Origin of the sequence: Streptomyces sp. PKU-EA00015 (genome assembly GCF_013387495.1) — a bacterium.
Classification (GTDB): Bacteria; Actinomycetota; Actinomycetes; order Streptomycetales; family Streptomycetaceae; genus Streptomyces.
In genome coordinates this window covers 15,062-37,320 of record NZ_JABZEE010000037.1, presented here as the reverse complement: position 1 = coordinate 37,320, position 22,259 = coordinate 15,062, and the positions used below count along the sequence as shown (strand labels likewise).

The window sequence follows — 22,259 nt, the reverse complement described above, 5'->3', positions numbered from 1 at the left end:
GCCGGGGACCGGTACGACACGCACCTCCGACAGGACGGCCCGGGCGCGGAGGGGCGGCCGGACGCCGTACGAGGAGCGGGCCCACCATCCTTACTGCAGTTGCTCCAGCCTGCGCTGGAGCAACTGCAGTGCGCCGCGCTGACGGCCCGGTACGCGACGGCGCAACCGCACGAGTTCCGGCGCGAGCCGACGCGCCCGCGCGGCGTCGCGGACCTGTTCCCACTGATGGTGCGCGCGGTCGACGGCCCCCTCGACGTCGGGGTCGTCTGCGGTCTGCTGCCGTCGCAGCCGGGCGTCGGCCACCGCCATCCACAACTCGCAGCTGCGGGCGGGATCACGGGCGAGGCGGGCGAGGTCGGCCCGTACCTCGAGCCAGTGCAGTGCCTGCACCGAACCGGGTCCGTACACCCGCAGGGCCTCGCCCTCACATGCGGCCGCGGCAGCGGCGGCCTCGGTGTGCCGCCCGGCGCGTGCCGCGGCGAGGATCACCGGATGCGGATCCCCGTCGGCGTCGTGGGGCACGCCGGTTGCGGCCGAGGGAGGGGTGGCCGAGGGCGTGGGCGGCTGTGCGGGTGCGAGTGCAGGTGACGGGGTCGTGCGCGTCTCGGCCGCGGGCGTCGCGGGTGGCTGGGCGGCGGGCAGCGGCACCGGGGCGGGCACGGCCGCGGGGGCGGGTGGCTCGCCGGTGGGCGTCGAGTTCGCGCCGGGCGCAGGAGCGGGCCCTGTCGCGCGCAACACGGCCCCGGGCGCTTGAGCGGCCGGCTGGGGGTCACGGAGCCCGGCCGCGGGCGCGGGCGCGGGTGACGGCTCGCGCAACACGGCCTCGGGCGCGGGCGCTTGAGCCGCCGACGGAGGCGCGGCAGCCGGGGCCTCGACGGCCACGGGGCGCTGCGACGTTTCCGTCGCGCCATGAGTCGCCGTCGGCATCAGCAGCGGGAACAGCAGGGCGCCGGCCGGGTGGTCCGACTGTGACGCGGCCTGCTCGTGCAGCTGCGCGAAGGGCGGCCGCGCGCCGCTGCGCCAGATCGTGGCCACCGCCTTCAGGTACGCCGGCGGCACGACGGTGCGGCGGCCCGGAGCCGGTGCGATCCTGCCGTACAGCAACGTGCCCGGTCCGAGCCCGGCGCGACCCTCTCGCACCTGCTGCCATGCCTCGCCGTCCGCGACCAGGTCGACGACCACCGTGGTCGTTCCCGGCCGGCGGGTCCTGAGTTCCCCGGCCAGCCAGTGCCACGGCAGCGCCGTGTACCGCACGGTCGCCGGGGTCGTGCGGGCGAGCGCGAAATGCAGCAGCTGCTGCTTGCGGTCGACGTGCAGCTGCCCCGCGAGGTAGAGGAACAGCGGCCCCGGAGCCGCGGCCGCCGCCCGGATGCGGGTCAGCACGGTCTGCGGATCGAGCGGGTCGGCGAGCTCGATCACGGTCGCCGCCGCGCCCGTCGTACCGGTCAGCACAGAGGCGGGTACGGCGGCGAGCGCGGGCAGCACCGACGCCGCGTCCACAAGTCGGCCTTTGCCGGCCGGGGCCGCTGCCAGCAGCAACGCGGTACCCGGCGCCGAGTTCTCCCCAGTGATCACCACCTCAGCACCGTAGCCGCTGTCCGGACGTTCTGGCCAAGCGGCGCACATCGGGCCGGCCGACCCGGCCGGAACATGGCTGTCCAGTCGAGCACCCGGTACTTGAGGTGCGTCGCGCGCGGCGTGTCGACGACCCTGATCACCTCCAGCTTCCTCTGCTCCGGACCGATGTGGTCGAACAGACGCAGGCCGCCGCCCAACAGCACCGGAATCACGTGCAGTTGGAGCTCGTCGACGAGACCTGCCCGCAGGAACTGCTGAACGGTGCGTGCGCCGCCCGCGATGTCGACGTTGCGGCCGCCGGCCGCCGCCTTCGCCTGCTCCGGCGCGCTGTGGATCCCGTCGGTCACGAACGTGCAGCTGGTGCCTCCCTGCTTGACCAGGGCCGGGGCGGGGCGATGGGTGAGCACGAACACCGGTGCCCGGAAGGGCGGATTGTCGCCCCACGGCTTCTCCCCGGTGTCGTACATGAGGCGGCCCATGACGACGGCGCCGGTGGCGTCGAACCATTCCCGCATGGCATCGTCCCGCAGGAGTCCTCCCGACTCCCGCGCCCCACGCGCGACGACGCCGGTTTGAGATTCCCCCTGACGGCAACCCGTTTCGTGCAGTCGTACCGCCGTACGCCGACGTGAGACCAGGAGCCGCACCATGGACCACTCCCGTGTGCCCGTTCTCGAAGCCCTGGCGGATTTCCACCGGCGCGGGGACACCGTCTACGGACCGCCCGGACACCGCCAGGGCCGAGGCGTCGACCCCCGGGTGCTGGAGGTGATGGGCGAGGGCGTGTTCCGTTCGGACGTCCTGTCCCTCAACGGGCTCGACGACCGCCGCGAGTCCCAGGGCGTTCTGGACCAGGCGCAGGAGTTGATGGCGGACGCGGTGGGCGCCGAGCGGGCGTTCTTCTCCACGTGCGGCAGTTCCCTGTCGGTCAAGTCGTCGATGCTGGCCGTCGCCGGGCCCGGCGAGAAGCTCCTGGTGTCCCGCAACGCCCACAAGTCCGTGATCGCGGCGGTCATCGTCAGCGGCGTCGAACCCGTGTGGGTGCACCCCGCCTTCGACGCCGAGCGGCACCTCGCGCACCCGCCGGAGCCGGACGACGTGCGGCAGGCCCTGGCGGAGCACCCCGAGGCCAAGGGCATGCTGCTGATCACGCCGACCGACTGGGGGTCCTGCGCGGACATCGCGGGCGTGGCCAAGGTCTGCCACGCCCAGGACGTGCCGCTCATCGTCGACGAGGCGTGGGGCGCGCACCTGCCGTTCCACGACGGCCTGCCGGCCTGGGGCATGGACGCCGACGCCGACCTCGTCGTCACGAGCGTGCACAAGATGGGCAGCGCCGTGGAGCAGAGTTCGGTGTTCCACCTCCAGGGCGATCGCGTGTCGGCCGACGCGCTCAAGCAGCGCGAGGACCTTCTCGGCACGACGAGCGCCTCGTCCCTGGTCTACGCGACCCTGGACGGCTGGCGGCGGCAGATGGTGGAACAGGGCCACGAACTCATCGACGGCGCTCTGCGCCGCGCCCGGCGTCTGCGGGAGGCGGTGGCCGCCGTGCCCGGTCTGCGGCTGATGGGCCCCGAGGTCGTGGAGTCGGGCCTCGCGGCCGACCTCGATCTGCTCAAGATCGTGGTGGACGTGCGGGAGCTGGGCATCAGCGGCATGCGCGCCGCCGAGTGGCTGCGCACCAACTGCCGTGTGGACATGGGGTCCTCCGACACCTGCCGGGTCAGCGGCGTGATCACGCATGCCGACGACGACCGGACCGAGGAGCTGTTCCTCGACTCGCTGAAGCGGCTGGCCGAGGCCGCCGGGGCCGGTGCCGTCGACGGCGGGCCCCCGGTGGCTCTGCCGCCGCCGGGTGCTCTGGAGCTGGAGCAGGTCGTGCTGCCGCGCACGGCGTTCTTCGGCCCCGCCGAACAGGTTCCCGCCTCGCAGGCGGTGGGGCGGATCGCGGCGGAGATGATCAGTCCCTACCCGCCCGGTGTCCCGGCCGTGGCTCCGGGTGAGCTCATCACGGCCGAGGTGCTGGACTATCTGCGCAGCGGTGCAGCCGCCGGGCTGCTGGTCCCCGACGCCGCGGACCCGTCGATGGAGAGCCTGCGGGTCGTGGCGGCGTGACGCGGCCCTCTGCCGTGTCCGCAAGCCCCTCGGCTGCGGCGCGTTGCTGTCCGGGATCCGGAAGGGCTTCCCGTGGCCGCGGTCGACGCACGTCGGCACGCTGCTCGGTCCGGCGGCCGGGCCGCCGGCCCGCGCGGGACGAACCGGCGCGGGCCGGACGGCTCAGGACCCGGGCGCGAGACTGTACACGCCGTACGCGAAGCCTTCCGCAGTGATCGTGCCGTCCGTGATGCGGATGCCCTGCGCCTCCAACGGGCGGGCGCCCGCGGTACGGGACTCGTCGACCGTGATCTTCGCCGGGGCCGCGCCGGGGTTGACGATCACGAGGTACCGGCCGCCGCGTACGTGGACGAACGGGTAGCCGGTGTGCAGGATCTCCACCGAACCGGAGGGACCGAGCTCCGGTGAGCCGCGGCGCAGCGCGATCAGGCGGCGGACCAGGTTCAGCAGCGAGGCGTCGTCGGCGCGCTGGGAGGCGACTGAGGGGCGGGCGGGGTCCGGGTCGAGGGGCAGGTAGAGCGCGTCGGCCGGTGCGGTGGAGAAGCCGGCGTTCTCGGTGTCGTCCCACTGCATGGGGGTGCGGGAGCCGGCGCGGTTGTAGCGCGGGCCGAGGACGCTGCCCTCCTTGTCGGGCAGGTCGGGGACGAAGCGCATGCCGATCTCGTCGCCGTAGTAGACGGCGGGGAGGGTGGGCCAGGTGAGCTGGAAGGCGAAGGCCGCCGGGAGCTGCTCGGGAGTGCGCGGGCCGCAGTTGAGGCGGGAGAAGTCGTGGTTGGCCGTGGGCAGGGCGGTGAAGCCGTTGTCGCCGATGGCCTCCACGGCCGACTGCCATGCCTCGACGAAGTGGGCGGGTGTCCCCTTGCCCTCGGGGTCGAAGAAACAGTCGACGGGGTCCCAGTCGTCGTTGTCGGTGCCGGTGCGGTTGTTCCACAGGGAGCGCAGGGGGCGGCCGTTGGTCGGTCCGCCGAACTGGAGGAAGAAGTCCGCGTGGAAGCCCGCCGGTACGGAGACGGCGGGATCGCCCCACTCGGACAGCAGCACGGCCTCGGGATGGGTGCGGTCGAGCCACTGCCGCAGCTCCGTCCAGATCGCGGCGGTCTCCCGCTTGTCCGGGTCGTCCTTGACGAGCGAGGCGGCCATGTCGACGCGGAAACCGGCGAGGCCGAGCCGCAGCCAGTGGTCCATGACGTCGCGCAGCGCCTGCCGGTTGGCGCGCGGCCCTTCGGCGTCGGGGCTCTGCCGCCATGGTTCGGCCGGGTCACGGCGCGCGTAGCCGAAGTTGAGGGCCGGCTGGGAATCGAAGAAGTTGGGCAGGTACACGCCCGGGCGGCGGCCCGGGGAGGCGACGAATCCTTCGGGGCGGTCGCCGTCGGTCCAGATGTAGCGGTGGTCGGCGGGGTCGTCGGCCGACGCGAGGAACCAGGGGTGGCGGTCCGAGGTGTGCCCGGCGACGAGGTCGAGCAGGACCCGGATGCCCCGGCGGGCCGCCTCGGCCACGAGCCGGGCGAGGTCGTCGTCGGTTCCGTAGCGGGGGGCGAGGGCGAGGTAGTCGTCGATGTCGTAGCCCGCGTCGCGGAAGGGCGAGGAGAAGCACGGGTTGAGCCAGACCGTGTTCACGCCCAGCCAGGCGAGGTGGTCGAGACGGTCGGTGATGCCGTTGAAGTCGCCGATGCCGTCGCCGTTCGAGTCGGCGAAGCTCTGCGGGTAGATCTGGTAGAAGACGGCGTCGGCCAGCCAGGCGGGGGCGGGTCGGAACGTGGTCATGGAGAGGGTGCAGCCTTTCGTTGCAGCGGTGTGCCGTGGCCGGGTCAGCCCTTGACGGCGCCGGAGGTCAGGCCGGACACGACGGCCTTGCGGAAGACGAGGACCAACAGGGCGATGGGCAGGACGGATACGGTCGCGGCGGCGAAGATCGTGCCGTAGAGGACGTCGTACTGGTCGCCGAACAGGGCCATGCCGACGGGGATCGTGCGGTAGGCGTCGGCACTGTTCAGCGTGACGGCTATCAGGAACTCCGTCCAGCACGCCGTGAAGGTGAACACGCCGGCCGTGAACACGCCCGGCGTGGCCTGCGGCAGGATCACCGAGACGACGGTACGGACCGGGCGAACGTGGCGAGGGCCAGGACCATCACGGTGGCGATCACGGACACGATCACCGAATTGGCCATGTAGGTGCCGAAGTGGTAGCGGCCGAACGCCTCTTCGTAGTTCTCCCACGTCAGGTCCCGCGGCCACGGCGTCGGCGGGTCGGCGGCGATCTCCGTGCGGGACTTCACCGACCCGGCGAACATCCAGTCCAGCGGGGCCGCCACGAAGGCGGCGATCACCAGGGCCGCGGCATGCGTCCAGGTCGGCCGCGGGCGGCGTCGGATCGTGTTCATGCGGTCTCCTCCGCTTCGCCGACCTGGGTGCGGAAGGCCCGCAGGAAGACGAGGCAGCCGGCGAATACGAGCGCCGCTGTGGAGGCGGCGACGGCGGCTCCGGGGCCGAAACTGAGGTTCTGGAACATGACCTGCCATCCCAGCAGCGCCAGCGACTGCGTGGCGTCGCCCGGTCCGCCGCCGCTCAGGACGAACGGCAGGTCGAAGATGCCGAAGGCCTGGAGGATGCGGAAGAGGACGGCGATCGCGAGGATGGGCCGCAGCAGCGGGAGCCGGACGCGCCAGAAGATCGTCCACGCGTTCGCGCCGTCCATCCGGGCCGCCTCGGTGATGTCGCCCGGCAGCATGACCAGCCCCGCGAGCACGATGATCGCGACGAACGGGGTGGTCTTCCAGATGTCGGCGACGCTCATCGCCGGCACGGCGGACACCGGTGTGCCCAGAATGTCGACCTGGCCGCCGGTGACGGCTTCCACGGCGTACGACAGGACGCCGTACACCCCGTTGTAGACGTACGCCCACAGCTGCGCCGACACGACGGTGATCATCGCCCACGGCAGCAGGAGCAGCGCCATCGTCCAGCCCCGGCCGTCGGTCAGCCGCTCCAGGACGAGCGCGACGACGGTGCCGAGGACGACTTCGGCGAAGACGGTGCCGAGGGTGCAGAGCACGGTGAACAGCAGGGCGTGGCGCCAGCGTTCGGAGGCGAACAGTTCGGCGTAGTTGTCGCCGGTCGGAAAAATGCTGCCGCTCCCTGAGGAGCGGCAGCATGTCCGCCGCCGGTCGGCGGCGCTGTACCGATCAGGCGGTGTGCAGCCTCAGTCCGTAGCGGGCCAGGATCTCGTTGACCGGCTGGTACCAGGTCTGTCCGCCGCCACTGCAGTTGCCCCAGCCGCCGGATGTGACGCCCTGCGCCTGGTCGCCGCTGATGAACGATCCCCCGGAATCGCCCGGTTCGGCGCACACGCTGGTCTTCGTCATCTGATGGACCGCACCCTGGCTGTAGTTGACGGTCTCGTTCTTGGCGAGAACGCTGCCGCAGTGCCAGTGCGTCGTGGAGCCCGAGCGGCAGATCGAGGCGCCGACGGGCGCCTCGGCCGAGCCGCGCACCAACCGGTCGGGCACCGTGCCCCAGCCCAGGACCACGGGCACGGTCCACCAGCCGCTGCCGACGTTCACCCACGCGTAGTCGTTGTCCGGGAACGACGACCCCTGGAACGTGCCGATGTGCGAGCCGTCCCACCCGCGTACGGCCGCGCCCGGCCGCCCGCAGTGGCCGGCCGTCACGAAGCCGCCGTGCACCGAGAACCCGATCGAGCAGCGGACGTTGCCCGTGTAGTAGGGATCGCCGCCGACCGTGCCCGCCGCGAAGGTCCGCGGCGCCTCGGCCACCTCCCTCACCAGGACCGGACCGGCTCGGCGGGCACGGTCGAGGAATGCTTCGACATCGTTGTCCGAGCGCTCGGCGCGGACGACGTTCACCACGATCCGGTTGGCCGCGGGATCGACGTGCCAACTGCCGACTCCGCGGGGAGCGTCCAGCGTGTCGATCGCCTGCTTGGCCGCGTCGAGCCGGCTCGCGCTGTGCTCGACGAGCCGGACGGCCGCGCCCGTGGCCCGTACGGCGGCTGCCCTGCGGGCGTCGGCCACGGCGACGGTCAGGCGTCCGCTGTCCGCGTCGAACCAGGAACCGCCGTACGCGCCCTGAGCGGCACGGCGCGCCTTCGGTTCGATCGCGACGGCGGCCCGCTCGGCCGCGAGTCGCTCCCGCGCCTGGCTCTCGGTGAGCCCCAGGTCCTTCTGCATCCCATGGAGCAGACCCGCCGACGCCGGTGCGTCGGCGGAGGGGACGGGCTCCTGCGCCGTGGCGGACGCGGGGCCCGCACCGGCCGACGCCCATGCTCCGAGGGCGAGGAGTGCGGCGAGGCCGGTGCGTACGACCGTCGTCGCGCACGTACCTCGGCTGCGGCTGGATCCGGCACACATGGCTTTCATGCGTCTCACGGCGTTCGACCTTTCACTGGTTCCGGCAGGGTGGGGAGGAACAGGTCGTGGTGAGAGCGCTCTCAGAGGCGCTCGGGGCGGAGCCTAACCCGAGGCAGTCAGGCAGGTCCATGCCAAGCGCTGACTGAAGCGGTAATTGTCCTGATCCCTGCGGGAACCAGCCGTGAGGGAAATGTGTCTGTGCTGAGGACAGTCCGTGAGCCGGAGCCGACGTCAACGGCCCCGGCGGGACGTCAGCCAGACAGGGGGACGAGATGAGCTGGTCGGTGCCGGGATACACCGAGTCCCGGGAGCTCGGATCGGGGGCCGGCGGACGTGTCGTCCTCGCCGTCCATGACGCCACCGGCGTGCCGGTCGCCGTGAAGTACCTGGGAGAACGGCTGCGCGGCGACGCGGCTTTCGTCCGCGAGTTCCGGGCAGAGGCGCGAGTGCTCGGCGCGCTGGACTCGCCGTATGTCGTGCGGCTCTACGAATACGTCGAGGCGCCGCACGGTGCCGCGATCGTGATGGAGCTGATCGACGGAATCGCCCTGCGGTCGCTGCTCGCCCGCGAGGGAGCGACCGGTCCGGAGGCGGCCCTGGTGGTGCTCAAGGGCTCCCTTCTCGGACTCGCCGCCGCCCACGGCGCCGGTGTCGTGCACCGTGACTACAAGCCGGAGAACGTGCTGGTCTCGGCCGACGGCACGTCCAGGCTGGTGGACTTCGGCATCTCGGCGGGCCGTGGCAGTACCCCCGGCGTGGCGGGTACTCCGGCGTACATGGCGCCGGAGCAGTGGCACGGTGAGCCGGCCTCGCCCGCGGCCGACGTCTACGCGGCGACCGCGACCTTCTACGAGTGCCTGACCGGCCGTAAGCCCTACACCGGCGAGAACTTCGCCGAGCTGGCCCTTCAGCACATCGGCGCGCCGGTCCCCGAGGACGACACGCCCGAGGCAGTCAGGCCGCTGATCCGGCGGGGGCTCGCGAAGGCGCCCGAGGACCGTCCGCAGAACGCGACGGCGTTCGTGGCCGAGCTGGACGAGATCGCCGGGGCTGCGTACGGGCCCGGCTGGGAGGAGCGCGGACGGCGCCGGCTGGCGGCGCTCGCCGCGCTGCTGCCTCTGCTGTTCCCGTCGGCCGGGGGCAGCGGGGCCGGGACCACCGCGGTGGCGACGACCTCCCTCGGCGCCGGGCCGGGCGGGTGGCTGACTCCCGGCCTGCGCCGGGTGCTTGCAGGGATCGTCGCCGTCGTGGTCGCCGCCCTCGTCGTCGTCGCCGCACGGTCGGGCACCGACGCGGGAGGTCGGGCCGCCGCCGAGGCCGTGGCCACCACGAGCGCGCTTCCCAGCGCGATCGATACGCCGGCCCCGGGGCCCGAGGGGTCCGTCGGTCCGGCACCGTCGCCGCCGGCCGCGACGTCCTCGCCGTCCCCCTCGGGGAGCCCCGCGCCCGAGCCCACCGGCTCCCCCACGACGAGTGCCCCGCCGATGACGGCCGGGCCCACCACGTGGCCGACCACCGAACCGTCCACGGAGCCGTCCCCCGAGCCGACGACGCCGACGCCCGCCCCGGTGGCGGTGCGGTCCGTCTCCGTCACGAGCTTCCGCCAGACCGGCACGGCGACCGGAGCCGCCTCCGTCGACGTCGCCACGGACGGCACGGGTCCGGTCACGATCGTCGTGTCCTGGTACACCGGCGACACCAAGGGGCAGCCCGGCGCGCCGGACGGCTCGCAGACGTTCGAGCGCAGCGGCGCCACGCGGTACACCCTCCCGCTCACCCACACCTTCCAGGGCCAGGGCTGCTACTGGGGTGTCCAGGCGTCCACGGACCCGGGTGCCGCGAACGGCACGTCCACCCGGCAGCTCCTGACCGGAAGGGGGTGCCCGGTCGCATGAACGGTCAGCTCGGCCCCTGCTCCGGCGAGGGGCAGGACGGCGCCGGAGCCGACGAGTACAGCGCAACCGTCCTCGGCAGCCACTGGTTCACGCGCCCGGAGAGTCAGGACGCCCCCGGCACACCCACCGCCGTGCTCGGCCGCCGGACGGCGGACGCCGCGCCGGACCGGATCGAGGGCGACGTCCTGCGGTTCGGGCCCGGGGTGACCGCGGCCGTACGGCGCGCCGGCGACGCCGCGACGGCCGTCGACGTGTGGCACGGCACCCTCGCCGGTCGGCCACCGGCCGGTGGCCGTGCGCGCCGCCACGGCCGCCGGCTCCGCGGCTGGGTGCCGTTCGCCGTCGTGCTGCTGGCCGTGCTCGCGTTCCTGGCCTGGCAGTACGGTCCCGGTGTCGGCGTACGCGGTGTCGCCGTCCGGACGCCGGCCGAGGGGCCCGGCTGCGACGGCACCGCCGATGTCGTGGGCGTGGTGAGGACCGACGGCAGGCCCGGCACCCTCACCTACCGCTGGGTGCGCAGCGACGGCACGGCGTCGCAGCCCCTCCACGAGAAGGTGGCGCGAGGTCAGAAGCAGGCGACGCTGCACCTGCTGTGGACCTTCCACGGCCGCGGCGAGTACCGGGCGCGCGCCGAGCTGCGCATCGTCTCGCCGTCACGGCACACGGCGTCGGCGCGGTTCGTGTACGCCTGCCGCTGAGCCGGCGGCGGACCCGGCTCGACGCCTGGCCGGGCCTGGGGTGGCGGCCCGCCGATCTTGCCCGGCGGAAGATGGAACGGTGTACCCGGGATTCACCTCTTGGATGCCGGACCATCAGTTTTCCGAAGGGCAGGGATGATATGGCCGTCGACGCATCCGGCGTCACCGTCGCGCGGGAACCGGGCGGGCTCGGCGCTCCGGAGCGGCGGAACGGCCCTCGGGGTGCGTGGGCGTCCTGGTGGGCCGCCTGGCCGTTCGCCCTGGCCGCGCTGCCGCTCGGTCTGCTCGGGCTGGCATCGTGGTTCGGACGCCATGTGCGGCCCAGCGCCGACGAGTGGTGCTTCCTCCCCGTGGTCCGCGATCACGGCGTCTCGGGCCTGATCGGCAAGTTCTGGTACACCGACAACGGGCGTCTCGGCAACGGCCTGATGGTGGGGCTGTACGCCAAGTTCCCCGTCGCAGGGCACCAGTGGTTCGGCCTGGTCAGCGGCGTCCTGATGCTGGGGCTGCTGTGGGCCCTGATCGCGCAGGTGCTGCGCAGGACGGGCCAGTCCGTGCCGCGCGGGGTGCCGCTGCTCGTGGCCGCCATGGTCATGGCGGTGTTCCTGTTCGCCACGCCGAACACGTACAAGACGTTCTACTGGCCCGCCGCGTCCGTCTCGCACACCGTGGCGCCGGTCCTGGCGTGCGCCGCCGCGCTGCCGCTGCTGCGGGCCCGGAGCCGCGCCGGGCGTGTCTCCGCCGTGGTGACGGTGGCGGTCGCCGGCGTGTTCATGGGAACGCTGTCGGAGGAGGCGTCCGTCGTCGCCCTGGTCGTGCTGTCCGGCGCCGTTCTGCTCGCCCCGCGCCTCTTCACGCCCGGCGCACGGCGGTTCGCCCGCCTCTGGTCGCTCGCGGGCATCGCCGGTGTCGGCGTCGGCACGCTGCTGCTGGTGACGTCGCCGGGGTCCCGCAACCGGCGTGAGCGGTACGGCGCCGAGAGCACGTCCATGCTGGCCCCCGAATCGCTGCTGGGCTCCCTGCGCGGCTTCGCGCACATCCTGGCCACGGTGTTCTCGACCTGGCAGTACGTGGGCGCGGTGGCCGCGGGCGTACTGCTGGGACTCGTGGCACGCAGCCACCGGTCCGACCGGCCGTCGTTCCTCCTCCCCCGGCGGCCGCTGCCGCTCCTCGCGCTGGGCGCGCTCGCGTTCCTGGTCTCGGGATACCTGTGCACCGTCATCACCTATCCGGTGTTCGGAGCGCAGGTCGTGACCACGGAGCGGACCTGGAACGACTATCTGCTGCTGTACATCGTGCTGCTGGTGACCGCGGGCGCAGTCCTCGGCCGCAGGCTGCGGCGCTACCGTCCGGGCGCCGCGAGGGCGACGGCCGCGGCGCTGTGCGCCGCGGCCGTGCTCGGGCTCGTGGCCCCCCTCGTCTCCCTCGGCCACGACATGCAGGTGCGGGCCGAGCGGTGGGACCGCCAGGACCGCTCGCTGCGTGCGGGCGCCGCGCGGGGCGAGACGGAACTCCCGTACACGCCCGTGTCGGTGGCGAGGATGCTGGAACCGTTCAGCAACAACGGGCGCCGGGTGTGGCCCGCGCAGTGCGTCGCCGACTACTACCACCTGGAGAAGGTCACTTACTCGAAACGGCTTCCCTGACGGACGCCTCGGGCTGCGCGGTGACCGTCTCGTCGGTCTCGCGGATCACGTAGTGGGGCCGCCGCTTGGCCTCGTGGTAGATCCGGCCCACGTACTCGCCGATCACCCCGAGCGTGACGAGCTGGATGCCGCCGAGCCCGACGATCGCGGTGATCAGCGTGGCGTAGCCGGGCGTGTCGACGCCGTTGACCAGGGAGTTGCCGACGATCCAGGCCGCGTACGCGAGGGCCGAGAGCAGCAGCCACAGGCCGGTGTGGATCGCGAGGCGCAGCGGGCGGCTGTTGAAGGAGAGCAGGCCGTCGATGCCGTAGTTCAGCAGTCGCCGGCCGCCCCACTTGGACCGGCCGGCGGCGCGCTGCACATTCGTGTAGGTGAAGCTGACGGTGTCGAACCCGATCCAGGAGAAGAGTCCCTTGGAGAAACGGTTGGACTCCGGCAGAGACAGGATCGCGCCGACCGCGCGGCGTGAGAGCAGCCGGAAGTCGCCTGCCCCGTCGACGATTTCGACATCCATGAACCGGCGGACGAGGCGGTAGTACGCCTGGCTGAGCGCGGTGCGGACCACGCCCTCGCCGGTGCGGTCGCGCTGGGCGACGACCTGGTCGTAGCCGTGACGGTGCAGTTCGAGCATCCGCGGGATCAGCTCGGGCGGGTGCTGGAGATCGGCGTCCATGAGGACGACGACATCGCCCTGTGCCATGCGCAGTCCGGCGAGCATCGCGGCTTCCTTGCCGAAGTTCCGGCTGAAGGAGGTGTAGCGCACGCGGGCGTCCGCGGCGGCCAGGTCCTTGAGGTGCACCCGGGTCCGGTCGTCGCTGCCGTCGTCGACGTAGCAGATCTCGAAGGTCGTCCCGGTCGGCTCCAGAGCGACGACGAGGGCCTTGTGGAACTCCTCGATGACCTCGCTCTCGTTGAAGCACGGCACGACGACCGAAGTATGGACCGTTGTCATCTCACTCCATGCGCTGTGGTGCGGGCGGGCTGCGGCATTGCGCCCGTTGCACAGGGAGAAGATGGCCGTCCGCCCGCCGAGGTTGCCTCCATCGTCGTACCGGTGCCGGTTCGTCGCGCGGAGCGGCCCGCCACCGGCAGGTGTCAGCTGCCCCGTTCGGCTGAACGCCTCCTGGCACGGGTTGACGGCCTCTCAGGGCCGGCGCCCGCCCACCGTGGCGCCGCGACAGCTGCAGCGTGGGCAGCCGGCGCGCAGGATCTTCACGGCGGTACGGCGCGGCCGGGGGCGGCATCCCGGGATCGGGGCGTTCCGGCGAGGCGCTGCGGCAGGCCGCGACAAGCCGACCCGCGCGCCGACATTCCGATCTACGGAATACACTTTCCATCAAGCGACATAGTGTGGGGAGAAGGATCGTGACTGCACAGGCGGCGCTGCCGCGCCGGGCGGTGGCCGAACTGGTCGGCACCGCCGCACTCGTGACCGTCGTCGTCGGCTCCGGGATCCGGGCCGCGGGGCTCAGCCCGGATCCGGGGACCGCACTGCTGGCCAACTCGCTGGCGTCCGCGATCGGACTCGGTCTGCTGATCGCCCTCCTGTCCCCCGTCTCCGGGGCCCATCTCAACCCGGTGGTCACCCTGTGCACCTGGTGGTACGAGGGACGGCGGGGCCGCACGCCCGGCCGGGAGGCGCTGGCCTATCTCGCGGCGCAGCTGACGGGCGCGGCAGCGGGCGCCGTGCTGGCGGACGTCATGTTCGGCCGGCGGCCCGGGGTGTGGTCCGCGCACACGCGATCGGAGTGGCACCTGCTCCTCGGCGAGACGGTCGCCACGGCGGGGCTCGTGCTGCTGATCACGGGACTGCGGCGGACCGGCCGTGCCCGGTTCGCGCCCGTCGGGGTCGCCGCCTACATCGCCGCGGCGATCTGGTTCACCTCGTCCGGCTCGTTCGCCAACCCGGCCGCCACCGTGGGCAGATCCCTCTCGGACTCCTTCACGGGCATCGCACCGTCGTCGCTGGGCGGATTCGTCGCCGCGCAGCTCGTCGGCGGCGCGCTGGGGGCCGGTCTGTCCATGCTGCTGTACGGACGGCCCAGGAGGAGGACTGCCGCGTCCGTGCGGCCCGCGGAACGCGCCTGCCGTTGCGGCACGCTCGATCTGGCGTCCTGAACGGCGCGCCGCCTCGGCTCCGGAACGGGGTCAGCTGTAGTCGATCTCGACGTGGTCGATGTCGGGTGATCCGTGGGGTCGACACAGCGGCCGCTGCGGGTGCGGTCCGGTCCGGTGTCGGCCGGGCCCGGGCGGCGCAGGCCGGGACGGCGGCGCCCTCGGGTCACGGCCCGGCGGCGGAGCGGATCCCCGGTCGGGACCGCCGGCCGCCCCGACGCGGTGCCGGTGCCGGCGGCTGGGTCAGCGGCGGACAGGTCGGGTGCGGACCTGTGGTCAAAGGCGGCGGCACGGTCGGGTGCCGGCAGGCCCGGGGCAGCGGCTCGGTCGGGCGCGGACAGGTCAGGTGCGAAAGCGCTTCCGGCGTGGGCGGGGGCGAGTGTTGGGCGGCGAGGCCCTCCAGGAGGCGGGTCACGTCCCCTGACCCGCGTGCTCCGCGGCCGCGACTGCGAGGGCTCGTACGACCGGGTGCGGGCGCGTGCCGTCGCCCGCGAGTTCGGGCTGGAAGAGCGTGGCGAGGAAGAAGGGGTGGCCCGGAAGTTCCGCGATGCGGACGTCGCCGGTCTCGTCCCATCCGCTGAAGCGCAGGCCGTGGTCCCGCAGCACGTCGAGATACGCCGGGCTCGTGCCGTAAGAGCAGTGGTAGCGCTCCACGGTCCGCTCGGCGCCGAGGACGCGTTCGGCCAGCGAGCCGCGCTCCACCTCGACCGCGCCCTCGTGTCCGACCAGCGAGCAGGCGAGCGGGACGATCAACGGGTCCTCGGCGCCGGGGCGGTTCTCCGCGTGGGCGGCGTCCTTCAGGGAGCACACGGACCGGGCGTACTCGAGGACCGCGTGCTGGAATCCCCCGCACGTCCCCAGGAACGGGATGCCCCGCTCCCTCGCGGTGCGCACCGCGGCGATCGCGCCCGCCTCGCTCGCGTACGGGCTGCCCGGCACGAGCCAGACAGCGTCGAAACCGTCGAGGGCGCCGGGCTGTTCGGCGTCCGGGGTCGGGATCCAGTAGGCGTCCAGGACGCGTTGGTCCCTCTCTGCGAGGGCCTGCAGCAGCGCGGGGACACGGGCATGGGCGCGGACGCCGGGCGAGCGGTCGCCGACGAGGGCGAGACGGGCCGATGAGGTGCGGTACGAAGCGGACATGAGAACATCCTGGCCCGCCCGGCATGTTCAGTACCAACGATGATTCATGACCCTTCCATCAGCGATACTGATGGGCCATGGATCCGCATCTGCTGCGCACGTTCGTCACCGTGGCCCGTCTCGGCTCGTTCTCGGCCGCAGCGCGCGAACTGGGTTACACCCAGTCCGCCGTGTCGCAGCACATCTCCGCCCTGGAGCACGATCTGGGCGGCTTGCTGTTGCTGCGCCGACCCGTCGTCCCCACCGAGGCGGGGACGCGTCTGCTGGAGCACGCGGGGCCACTGCTCCTGCGGCTCGACGCCGCACGCGCCGACATCGCCCGACTGCTGTCCGCGCCGGCCGGCCGGCTCACGCTCGGCGTCACGCCGCTGGCCATGTCGTCGCGCCTGAGCCGGGCGCTCGCCGAAGTGCGGTGCGAGCAGCCGCGGCTGGAGGTCGCCGTGCGGGTCACGGGTCATGCCGCGGCTGTGCGGGAGGCCGCCACCGGAGAGCTGGAACTCGCGCTGGTCGACGGCATGGCCGCACCGAGCGATCCCCTGTACCTGCCGGAGGCGGGACCGCTCACGGCCACGGGTGTCGCCGAGGAACCGTCGGCCGTCGCGCTGCCCGCCGGGCATCCGCTGGCCGGCCGGGACGGCGTCCGGCTCGTCGATCTCGGCGACGCTCGGTGGATCGACGCCCCGGAGATCGCGGTGGGGCGCGACCGGTTGAGCACCCTGTGCGGGTACGACGGGTTCCCCGTGTCGCTGCGGTACGAGGGGACCGACGTGCGCGGGCTGGTCGCTCTGGTCGCCGCCGGGCACGGCCTCGCGCTCCTGCCGCGCTCCGTGCTGGAAGGGGCGTGCGGCGTGGTGGGGGTCGCGGTGACGATGCCGCGCACGGTGCACCGGATCGAGGCGCTGCACGGCGGGACGGGGCCGGCGGCTCTTCTGGCAGCCCGGCTCGCGTCCCTGCCGGGCGGGGCGGCGGACGCCGTCAGAGCCTGATGCGGGCGACGAGGGGCAGGTGGTCGCTGCCGGTCGCGGGCAGCGACCTGACGTCGACGACGGTCGCGGACCGGGCCATGACCTGGTCGATCCTTGCGACGGGGAACGCCGCCGGCCAGCTGAACGCCATGCCCGGCCCCGCCACGCGCAGCCGGGAGCCGAGCGGATCGAGGCCGCGGTCGTCGACGGTGGCGTTGAGGTCACCGAGCAGGATCACGCGGTCCACCTCCTCGGCGGCGATCGCCTCGGCCAGCAGGGCCGCGCTCTCGTCCCGCCGGGCGGAGCCCAGCCCGTGCACCCCGAGGCGCACCGAGGGCAGGTGGGCCACGTAGACCGCGACGTCGCCCTCGGGGGTCCGCACGGTGGCGCGCATCCCTCTGTTCCAGTCCGGCCCGATGCCATGGGGCCTGATGTCCACCGGCCGTACGTCGCGGATGGGATGGGCGGACCACAGGCCCACGGTGCCGACCACCGCGCGGTGGGGACAGCGGGCCGCGAGCGACTCGGCGTACACGGGCAGCGCCTCGGGGGTCACCTCCTCCAGGGCGACGATGTCGGGTCGCTCCCGCAGCAGCGCCCTCGCGGTGCCTGCCGGGTCGGCGTTCACATCACTGACGTTGTGCTGCACCGCGACGATGTCGTGGGGCTCGTCGCCGGCGGGCAGCAGCAACGGGCCGAAGTGGCCGAGCCATGCGGCCGTGGGCAGCAGGAGGGCGACGAGGGCCGTGACCGACCTCCGCAGCGCAGCGGCAACGAGCAGTACCGGCACGGCGAGGCCGAGCCAGGGCAGGAAGGTCTCCAGCAGACTGCCGATCCGGCCGGGCGTGTTCGGTACGGCCCGGTGGAAGGTGAGGAGGAACGCCGTGACGACGGCGCACGCGGCGACCACGCGTCCGCGGCGCGGCAGCCGGATGCGCCGCCGGGAGCGCGCTGCCGATCCGGGCTCAGTCATCGAAGGCCTCGAGGGTGACGAGCGCCGTGGTCCCGTTCTCGTGGCGCACGGTCAGCCGGACGACGTCCGCGCCGGTGGGGGCGGCAGTCCCGGTACCGATGGCCGATGCGTCGGGGACGGCGGCCGTGGCGGAAGGCGTCGCGGTGGCAGCCGTCGCGGACGCAGTCGCGGTGGCAGCCGTCGCGGACGGCGTGGGTTCGGCGAACGGGTCCGCCGGGTCGTCGCTCGTGCCGAACTCGATGCAGATGTCCTCGTCGCAGTGCTCCTCCGGCCGGGCATTCGGGTACGCCGACGCCAGCCACTCGTCCACGTCCTCGCGCGGCATCCGGAACGTGCCCCGGACCACGTCGTCCATCCAGTCGTCGACGCTGCAGTCCTCGTCGGTGGTCCTCTCCGGGAGCCTGCCGTGGGCGAACTCCATCGCCGCCGAGCAGCTGATCGTGGAATGCGTGCCGAAGGGATCGTCGCTGACCATGAAGGAGACCATCACCCACGCGAACCACCCGGCCACCAGGCCGCCCACGACGACGGGCAAGGCGACCACCGCCCACAGCAGCCGGCGCGGCCACCTGCTCCGCCGGCCGTCCGGCGGTTGCCCCTCCGCGTTCCGTGTCGTCGTCTCCGCTGCCGCGCCGGCGTCCTCCGTGTCGCCCACGACACCCCCCTGTACCCGTTCGTCCCGCGAGGCCCCTCGCCTCTTCCCGGTGCCCACGATCCTGCCAGGCCGCTGTGACAAGGCCGTTGTCGGTGGTGGCCGAGGGCGTCGAAGCGTCGCCGTCGAGGAGGAGCTGCTGGTGTCGGTGAAGCCGCCGGTGTGACACCGGCAGCCGGGTGCGGTGCACGTACGGGCGTGCGACGCGGCCGATTCCGGTTCGGGCCCTGGGTCGAGAGGATCGCGGCAGGGAGCGGACCGCAGTCGGCCACTACCACCGGTCGGTCCGGCGCGATGCCCGCGCCCTTCATAGAGGCGAGCCCTGGGCCTCTTACGGCACCGGCCAAGGTTTGTCCAAGCAGGCGCAAAGAACTTCACGTGACGAACACCTGACCGGGAAGGCACTCTACGTTCACGTGCGTGACAGTCATTCGACAGACCGACAAGCCGGTGGGCGAGAGCCGCCGGACCCTGCTGCGCGCGGCCGTCGCCGGTGGGGCGCTCGCCACCGGCGGCCTGACCCTCGGAACCGTACCGGCGTCCGCGGCGCCCCGCGCCGTGCCGCCACGCCCGCGACCCACGACGCCGTCCGCCGCCCTGTGCGAACTGGCCGACGGCAACCGCCGCTGGCGGACCTTCCACCAGCAGCACCCGCACGAGAGCGGGGCCGTGCGCGAGACCCTGGTCGGCGGCCAGCACCCGTTCGCCGTGATCCTGGGCTGCATCGACTCCCGGGTCCCCCCTGAGCTGATATTCGACCAGGGTCTCGGCGACCTGATGACGGTGCGCGCCGCGGGCGAGGTGCTGGACGAGGCCGTGCTCGGCAGTGTGGCGTACGGAGTCCTGGAGCTCGGCACACCGCTGGTCGTGGTGCTCGGGCACCAGGCGTGCGGAGCGGTGAGCGCGGCGGTGCGGGCCGAGGAGACGGGCGAGGAGCTGCCCGCCCACATCCAGTACATAGCCGATCGCATACGCCCGGCCATCGATCACAGTCAGCAGGGCCAGGCGCGGATCGACTCCACGATCGACCGCAATGTCGCCATGGTCACCCGCCGGCTGGCCGAGGAGCCCGACCTCGCCGCCCGGATCACCACCGGTGCCCTGGCGGTCGTCGGCGCGCGCTACGAGCTGACCTCGCAGCGGGTGCACACCCTCACCTGACGCGTACAGAGCGTGTACGCCGCGGGCCCGTCAGTGGCGCCGCCGCGCGACCACGAGCCGGGCGCGCGGCGCGCCGCCGGGCAGCCGGCCGAGGTCGGCGAGCGGGATCAACCGGACGTCGAAACCGGCCTGCTCGAGGTCGGCGAGCACCCCCGAGAGCGGGAAGGTGCGGTAGTACATGATGAACCGCGGCCGCCACAGGGCGTTGCGTACCCGCATGACGACGTCGAAGGCGAGCAGCGTCCAGTAGAGCCGGGTCCGGGGGCCCGGCGGTGCGAGCACCGGGAAGGCGAAGAGCCCGCCCGGCCGCAGGGCGGCGTGGGCGCCGGCGAAGAGCAGGGGCCGCTCCTCGGGCAGGAAGTGCCCGAAGGCGCCGAAACTGACGGCCAGGTCGAAGTCCCGCTCGAAGGGCAGCGCACGTGCGTCCGCCCGTACCCAGGAGACGGCCGGCGGACCGCCGGCGGCCGTCGTCGCGCGTGCGGTGTCGAGCATGCCGGCGCTGAAGTCGACACCGGTGACGCGGTCGGTGCACAGCGCGCGCAGCATCCCGGTCCCCGCGCCGGTGCCGCAGCAGATGTCGAGGCCGGCGGCGAACGGGCCGAGCGGCCGCAGGGCCCGCGCGACGGAGTCGAGGATCGGGTCCGGGGTCCGGAAGGGTGTCAGGTCGAACTTCGGCGCGAGCAGGTCGTAGCCCCGCCGGGTCGAGGACAGTGCCTGGACGGCCAGTTCCCTGAGGGTGGGCCCGTGTGCGGTGAACATCGGTGATCAGCCTAACGGCCGGGACCGCAGCGGTCACCGGCCTGTCCGCCTCTCTCACGAACACATCTCGTCTGGTTGACGACAATAACTCCGATCCACTATCGTCATAGTGACGAAAAGAGGGGGATTCTTCCATGGCCGACATCACCGCACGCCTCGGTTGGCGCCACCTGCGCGCCGCGCCCACCGCGCACATCCGTCACCAAAGGCGCGGCCGGCTCATCCATGAGGGGCCGGGACTGAGCTTCTGGTTCCGGGCGCTGACCGCCGCCCTGTCGGAAGTGCCCGTCGACGACCGCGAACTGGCGATGTCCTTCCACGCACGCACCTCGGACTTCCAGGACGTGGGCGTCCAGGCCACGGTGACGTACCGGATCCACGACCCCGCCACGGCTGCCGCCCGCCTCGACTTCTCCGTCGACCCCGACACCGGCGCCTGGCGCGGCACACCGCTCGAGCAGATCGCGAACCTGCTCACCGAGACGGCGCAGCAGCACGCGCTGGACGTGCTGGCCCGCACCTCACTGGCGTCCGCACTCGCGGACGGTGTCGCCGCGGTACGTGATCGCATCGGCGCGGGCTTCGCCGACGAGCCCCGGCTGCCCGCGACCGGCATCGAGGTCGTCGCGGTCCGCGTCGTCGCGATCAGGCCCGAGCCCGAGGTCGAGCGCGCGCTGCGCACTCCCGCCCGCGAACAGATCCAGCAGGAGGCCGACCGCGCGACGTACGAACGCCGGGCCGTGGCCGTGGAGCGCGAGCGCGCCATCGCCGAGAACGAACTGGCCAGCAAGATCGAACTGGCGCGCCGCGAGGAGCAATTGGTCGAGCAGAACGGCACCAACGCACGACGCCGGGCGGAGGAGAGCGCTGCCGCCGACGCGGTGAAGGCGGACGCCGAGGCGTCCCGCACCGTCCGGCTCGCGCGCGCGGAGGCCGAAGCGGCGCAGCAAGTGGGCGCGGCGCGCGCCGAAGCCCAGGCCGCGTGGCTGCGGGTGCACGCCGATGTCGACCCCGTGACGCTGCACGCGCTGGCGGTGACACGCCTCGCCGAGAACCTGCCGCGCATCGAGAGCCTCACCCTCTCCCCCGACGTCGTCACCTCCGCGCTCGCCAGGCTCGCCGGGGCACCGGGGGCCGGCGGTACGGCGGCCGGGGCATGAGCCTCGCGCCGCGTGCCGTGCTCGTCCACCGCGCCACCGAGTACGAGGAACTGCTCGCCCGGCACGGCACGCACGGTCAGGCGGACTTCTTCCTCTCCTCGCGCGGCCGGAGCATCCGGGAGGTGGCCGAGCGGCACCGGCGGACGCGGCAGGCGCTGTCGGACGTCGCGGGGGCGGTGCCGCTCCCGTGGCGCCGCGCCCGGGTCGAGCGGTCGGACCTGGACCGCTTCCTGTTCGCGCCCGAGGACGTGGTGGTCGTCGTGGGCCAGGACGGGCTGGTCGCCAATACGGCGAAGTACCTGGCAGGACAGCCCGTCATCGGCATCGACACCGAACCGGGACGCAACCCGGGCGTCCTGGTGCGCCACCGGGCAGCGGACGCCGCCCGGCTGCTGCGCTCCGCGGTCTTGCCGGGCCGCCGGACGGACGACCTGACGATGGTGGAGGCGGTCACCGACGACACCCAGCGCCTGGTGGCCCTCAACGAGATCTACCTCGGGCGGCCCGGCCATCAGACGGCCCGTTACCGGCTCGGCCCGGACGGCGACACGGAGGGCGCCGAGACCCAGGCGTCGTCGGGTGTGCTCGTGGGCACGGGCACGGGCGCCACGGGGTGGCTGCGCTCGGTGTGGCAGGAGCGGGGCAGCACCCTCGCGCTGCCGTCACCGGCGGACCGCCGGCTGATCTGGTTCGTCCGGGAGGCCTGGCCGTCACCGGCCACCGGCACGGCGCGGGTCGCCGGAGCGCTGAGCGCCGCGGAACGGCTGCGGATCACGGTGGAGTCGGACCGGCTCGTCGTGTTCGGCGACGGCATGGAGTCCGACGCGCTGGAGGTGACCTGGGGCCAGTCCGTCCACGTGGGCGTCAGCGACACCGCGTTGTGCCTGCTGGACTGAGGCCGGCCGGGCCGCAGGGGCGGGACCCGGCCACGAACGGGCCGTCCGGCACCCCGTTCAATGGCCGGTCCTCGACTGTTCGCCCCAGTCACTGGTTTGTACCATTCGACCACTCCCGGTCCGCACTGACCGTGCAG

At 73.2% G+C, this 22,259-nt stretch carries 21 protein-coding genes; 9 read left to right on the top strand and 12 right to left on the bottom strand.

Annotation, left to right across the window (positions count from 1 at the left end; all coding sequences use genetic code 11):
- Positions 1-90: 90 nt before the first annotated feature.
- Together HW130_RS22570 and HW130_RS22565 are read right to left on the bottom strand one after the other, a co-directional pair.
- Entirely contained in the window at positions 91-1,578 is a 1,488-nt protein-coding gene (locus HW130_RS22570; RefSeq protein WP_177151480.1) for a hypothetical protein, read from the bottom strand.
- Complete coding sequence (locus HW130_RS22565) at positions 1,572-2,093, bottom strand: dihydrofolate reductase family protein (protein ID WP_256356256.1); 522 nt, start codon at positions 2,091-2,093, stop codon at positions 1,572-1,574. The genes HW130_RS22570 and HW130_RS22565 overlap by 7 nt, the downstream gene beginning before the upstream one ends.
- A 133-nt stretch (positions 2,094-2,226) precedes the next feature.
- Between HW130_RS22565 and HW130_RS22560 the strand changes: the two genes are divergently transcribed.
- A complete protein-coding gene (locus tag HW130_RS22560) occupies positions 2,227-3,693 on the top strand; it encodes an aminotransferase class I/II-fold pyridoxal phosphate-dependent enzyme (protein ID WP_177151478.1) in 1,467 nt (488 codons plus the stop codon).
- Between the two features lie 162 nt (positions 3,694-3,855).
- Here HW130_RS22560 and HW130_RS22555 read toward each other — a convergent pair whose 3' ends face one another.
- From HW130_RS22555 to HW130_RS22540, 5 genes are all read right to left on the bottom strand, one after another.
- Positions 3,856-5,457: an alpha-amylase family glycosyl hydrolase gene (locus HW130_RS22555; RefSeq protein ID WP_177151477.1), complete on the bottom strand. Its 1,602-nt coding sequence runs from the start codon at positions 5,455-5,457 to the stop codon at positions 3,856-3,858.
- Between the two features lie 44 nt (positions 5,458-5,501).
- Complete coding sequence (locus HW130_RS35405) at positions 5,502-5,777, bottom strand: hypothetical protein (protein WP_218183862.1); 276 nt, start codon at positions 5,775-5,777, stop codon at positions 5,502-5,504.
- A complete protein-coding gene (locus HW130_RS35400; protein ID WP_218183861.1) occupies positions 5,774-6,076 on the bottom strand; it encodes a hypothetical protein in 303 nt (100 codons plus the stop codon). Before HW130_RS35400 ends, HW130_RS35405 begins: the two co-directional genes overlap by 4 nt.
- Positions 6,073-6,747 carry a sugar ABC transporter permease gene (locus HW130_RS22545; protein WP_309140526.1) on the bottom strand — a complete coding sequence of 225 codons (675 nt, stop codon included), beginning with the start codon at positions 6,745-6,747 and terminating at the stop codon, positions 6,073-6,075. The genes HW130_RS35400 and HW130_RS22545 overlap by 4 nt, the downstream gene beginning before the upstream one ends.
- Positions 6,748-6,877: 130 nt before the next feature.
- Positions 6,878-8,071, bottom strand: a complete 1,194-nt coding sequence (locus HW130_RS22540; protein WP_256356267.1) for a S1 family peptidase — start codon at positions 8,069-8,071, stop codon at positions 6,878-6,880.
- A 263-nt stretch (positions 8,072-8,334) separates the two neighbouring features.
- Here HW130_RS22540 and HW130_RS22535 point away from each other — a divergent pair, with 263 nt between their 5' ends.
- The 3 genes from HW130_RS22535 (at position 8,335) to HW130_RS22525 (ending at position 12,301) form a co-directional block, all read left to right on the top strand.
- The gene (locus HW130_RS22535) at positions 8,335-9,957 is read left to right on the top strand and encodes a serine/threonine-protein kinase (protein ID WP_177151476.1); all 1,623 of its coding nucleotides are present in this window, start codon (positions 8,335-8,337) and stop codon (positions 9,955-9,957) included.
- Positions 9,954-10,655 (top strand): hypothetical protein, encoded by a 702-nt coding sequence (locus HW130_RS22530; protein ID WP_256356255.1) that lies wholly within the window; start codon positions 9,954-9,956, stop codon positions 10,653-10,655. The genes HW130_RS22535 and HW130_RS22530 overlap by 4 nt, the downstream gene beginning before the upstream one ends.
- Positions 10,656-10,795: 140 nt before the next feature.
- A complete protein-coding gene (locus tag HW130_RS22525) occupies positions 10,796-12,301 on the top strand; it encodes a DUF6056 family protein (RefSeq protein ID WP_177151475.1) in 1,506 nt (501 codons plus the stop codon).
- Here HW130_RS22525 and HW130_RS22520 read toward each other — a convergent pair.
- Positions 12,276-13,253, bottom strand: a complete 978-nt coding sequence (locus HW130_RS22520; protein ID WP_177151474.1) for a glycosyltransferase family 2 protein — start codon at positions 13,251-13,253, stop codon at positions 12,276-12,278. The genes HW130_RS22525 and HW130_RS22520 overlap by 26 nt on opposite strands.
- 413 nt (positions 13,254-13,666) lie before the next feature.
- Between HW130_RS22520 and HW130_RS22515 the strand changes: the two genes are divergently transcribed.
- Positions 13,667-14,419 carry an MIP/aquaporin family protein gene (locus tag HW130_RS22515; protein ID WP_177151473.1) on the top strand — a complete coding sequence of 251 codons (753 nt, stop codon included), beginning with the start codon at positions 13,667-13,669 and terminating at the stop codon, positions 14,417-14,419.
- Positions 14,420-14,827: 408 nt separating this feature from the next.
- On the opposite strand, the gene HW130_RS22510 is transcribed toward HW130_RS22515, so the two are convergent.
- Entirely contained in the window at positions 14,828-15,556 is a 729-nt protein-coding gene (locus HW130_RS22510; RefSeq protein WP_177151472.1) for a hypothetical protein, read from the bottom strand.
- 77 nt (positions 15,557-15,633) lie between these two features.
- On the opposite strand from HW130_RS22510, the gene HW130_RS22505 reads away from it, so the two are divergent.
- Positions 15,634-16,542, top strand: a complete 909-nt coding sequence (locus HW130_RS22505; protein ID WP_177151471.1) for a LysR family transcriptional regulator — start codon at positions 15,634-15,636, stop codon at positions 16,540-16,542.
- Here HW130_RS22505 and HW130_RS22500 read toward each other — a convergent pair.
- Complete coding sequence (locus HW130_RS22500; protein WP_177151470.1) at positions 16,532-17,494, bottom strand: endonuclease/exonuclease/phosphatase family protein; 963 nt, start codon at positions 17,492-17,494, stop codon at positions 16,532-16,534. The two genes, HW130_RS22505 and HW130_RS22500, sit on opposite strands and share 11 nt — an antisense overlap.
- Positions 17,487-18,149, bottom strand: a complete 663-nt coding sequence (locus HW130_RS22495; protein WP_177151469.1) for a hypothetical protein — start codon at positions 18,147-18,149, stop codon at positions 17,487-17,489. The genes HW130_RS22500 and HW130_RS22495 overlap by 8 nt, the downstream gene beginning before the upstream one ends.
- 417 nt (positions 18,150-18,566) lie before the next feature.
- Here HW130_RS22495 and HW130_RS22490 point away from each other — a divergent pair, with 417 nt between their 5' ends.
- Positions 18,567-19,307, top strand: a complete 741-nt coding sequence (locus HW130_RS22490) for a carbonic anhydrase (protein ID WP_309140525.1) — start codon at positions 18,567-18,569, stop codon at positions 19,305-19,307.
- A gap of 30 nt (positions 19,308-19,337) precedes the next feature.
- Here the strand turns inward: HW130_RS22490 and HW130_RS22485 are convergent, their stop codons facing one another.
- Positions 19,338-20,066, bottom strand: coding sequence for a class I SAM-dependent methyltransferase (locus HW130_RS22485; RefSeq protein WP_177151468.1), 729 nt, complete (start codon positions 20,064-20,066; stop codon positions 19,338-19,340).
- A gap of 134 nt (positions 20,067-20,200) precedes the next feature.
- On the opposite strand from HW130_RS22485, the gene HW130_RS22480 reads away from it, so the two are divergent.
- Positions 20,201-21,226 (top strand): SPFH domain-containing protein, encoded by a 1,026-nt coding sequence (locus tag HW130_RS22480; protein WP_177151467.1) that lies wholly within the window; start codon positions 20,201-20,203, stop codon positions 21,224-21,226.
- Positions 21,223-22,122 (top strand): NAD(+)/NADH kinase, encoded by a 900-nt coding sequence (locus HW130_RS22475; RefSeq protein ID WP_177151466.1) that lies wholly within the window; start codon positions 21,223-21,225, stop codon positions 22,120-22,122. The genes HW130_RS22480 and HW130_RS22475 overlap by 4 nt, the downstream gene beginning before the upstream one ends.
- Positions 22,123-22,259: the final 137 nt, after the last annotated feature.

What these genes read in the sequence shown, in the direction of transcription:
- HW130_RS22560 (WP_177151478.1), top strand. Translation starts at nt 2,227, where the DNA reads ATGGACCACTCCCGTGTGCCCGTTCTCGAAGCCCTGGCGGATTTCCAC.
- HW130_RS22500 (WP_177151470.1), bottom strand. Translation starts at nt 17,494, where the DNA reads ATGACTGAGCCCGGATCGGCAGCGCGCTCCCGGCGGCGCATCCGGCTG.
- HW130_RS22535 (WP_177151476.1), top strand. Translation starts at nt 8,335, where the DNA reads ATGAGCTGGTCGGTGCCGGGATACACCGAGTCCCGGGAGCTCGGATCG.
- HW130_RS22555 (WP_177151477.1), bottom strand. Translation starts at nt 5,457, where the DNA reads ATGACCACGTTCCGACCCGCCCCCGCCTGGCTGGCCGACGCCGTCTTC.
- HW130_RS35400 (WP_218183861.1), bottom strand. Translation starts at nt 6,076, where the DNA reads ATGAACACGATCCGACGCCGCCCGCGGCCGACCTGGACGCATGCCGCG.
- HW130_RS22480 (WP_177151467.1), top strand. Translation starts at nt 20,201, where the DNA reads ATGGCCGACATCACCGCACGCCTCGGTTGGCGCCACCTGCGCGCCGCG.
- HW130_RS22505 (WP_177151471.1), top strand. Translation starts at nt 15,634, where the DNA reads ATGGATCCGCATCTGCTGCGCACGTTCGTCACCGTGGCCCGTCTCGGC.
- HW130_RS22485 (WP_177151468.1), bottom strand. Translation starts at nt 20,066, where the DNA reads ATGTTCACCGCACACGGGCCCACCCTCAGGGAACTGGCCGTCCAGGCA.
- HW130_RS22525 (WP_177151475.1), top strand. Translation starts at nt 10,796, where the DNA reads ATGGCCGTCGACGCATCCGGCGTCACCGTCGCGCGGGAACCGGGCGGG.
- HW130_RS22565 (WP_256356256.1), bottom strand. Translation starts at nt 2,093, where the DNA reads ATGCGGGAATGGTTCGACGCCACCGGCGCCGTCGTCATGGGCCGCCTC.
- HW130_RS22475 (WP_177151466.1), top strand. Translation starts at nt 21,223, where the DNA reads ATGAGCCTCGCGCCGCGTGCCGTGCTCGTCCACCGCGCCACCGAGTAC.
- HW130_RS22510 (WP_177151472.1), bottom strand. Translation starts at nt 15,556, where the DNA reads ATGTCCGCTTCGTACCGCACCTCATCGGCCCGTCTCGCCCTCGTCGGC.
- HW130_RS22540 (WP_256356267.1), bottom strand. Translation starts at nt 8,071, where the DNA reads ATGAAAGCCATGTGTGCCGGATCCAGCCGCAGCCGAGGTACGTGCGCG.
- HW130_RS22520 (WP_177151474.1), bottom strand. Translation starts at nt 13,253, where the DNA reads ATGACAACGGTCCATACTTCGGTCGTCGTGCCGTGCTTCAACGAGAGC.
- HW130_RS22530 (WP_256356255.1), top strand. Translation starts at nt 9,954, where the DNA reads ATGAACGGTCAGCTCGGCCCCTGCTCCGGCGAGGGGCAGGACGGCGCC.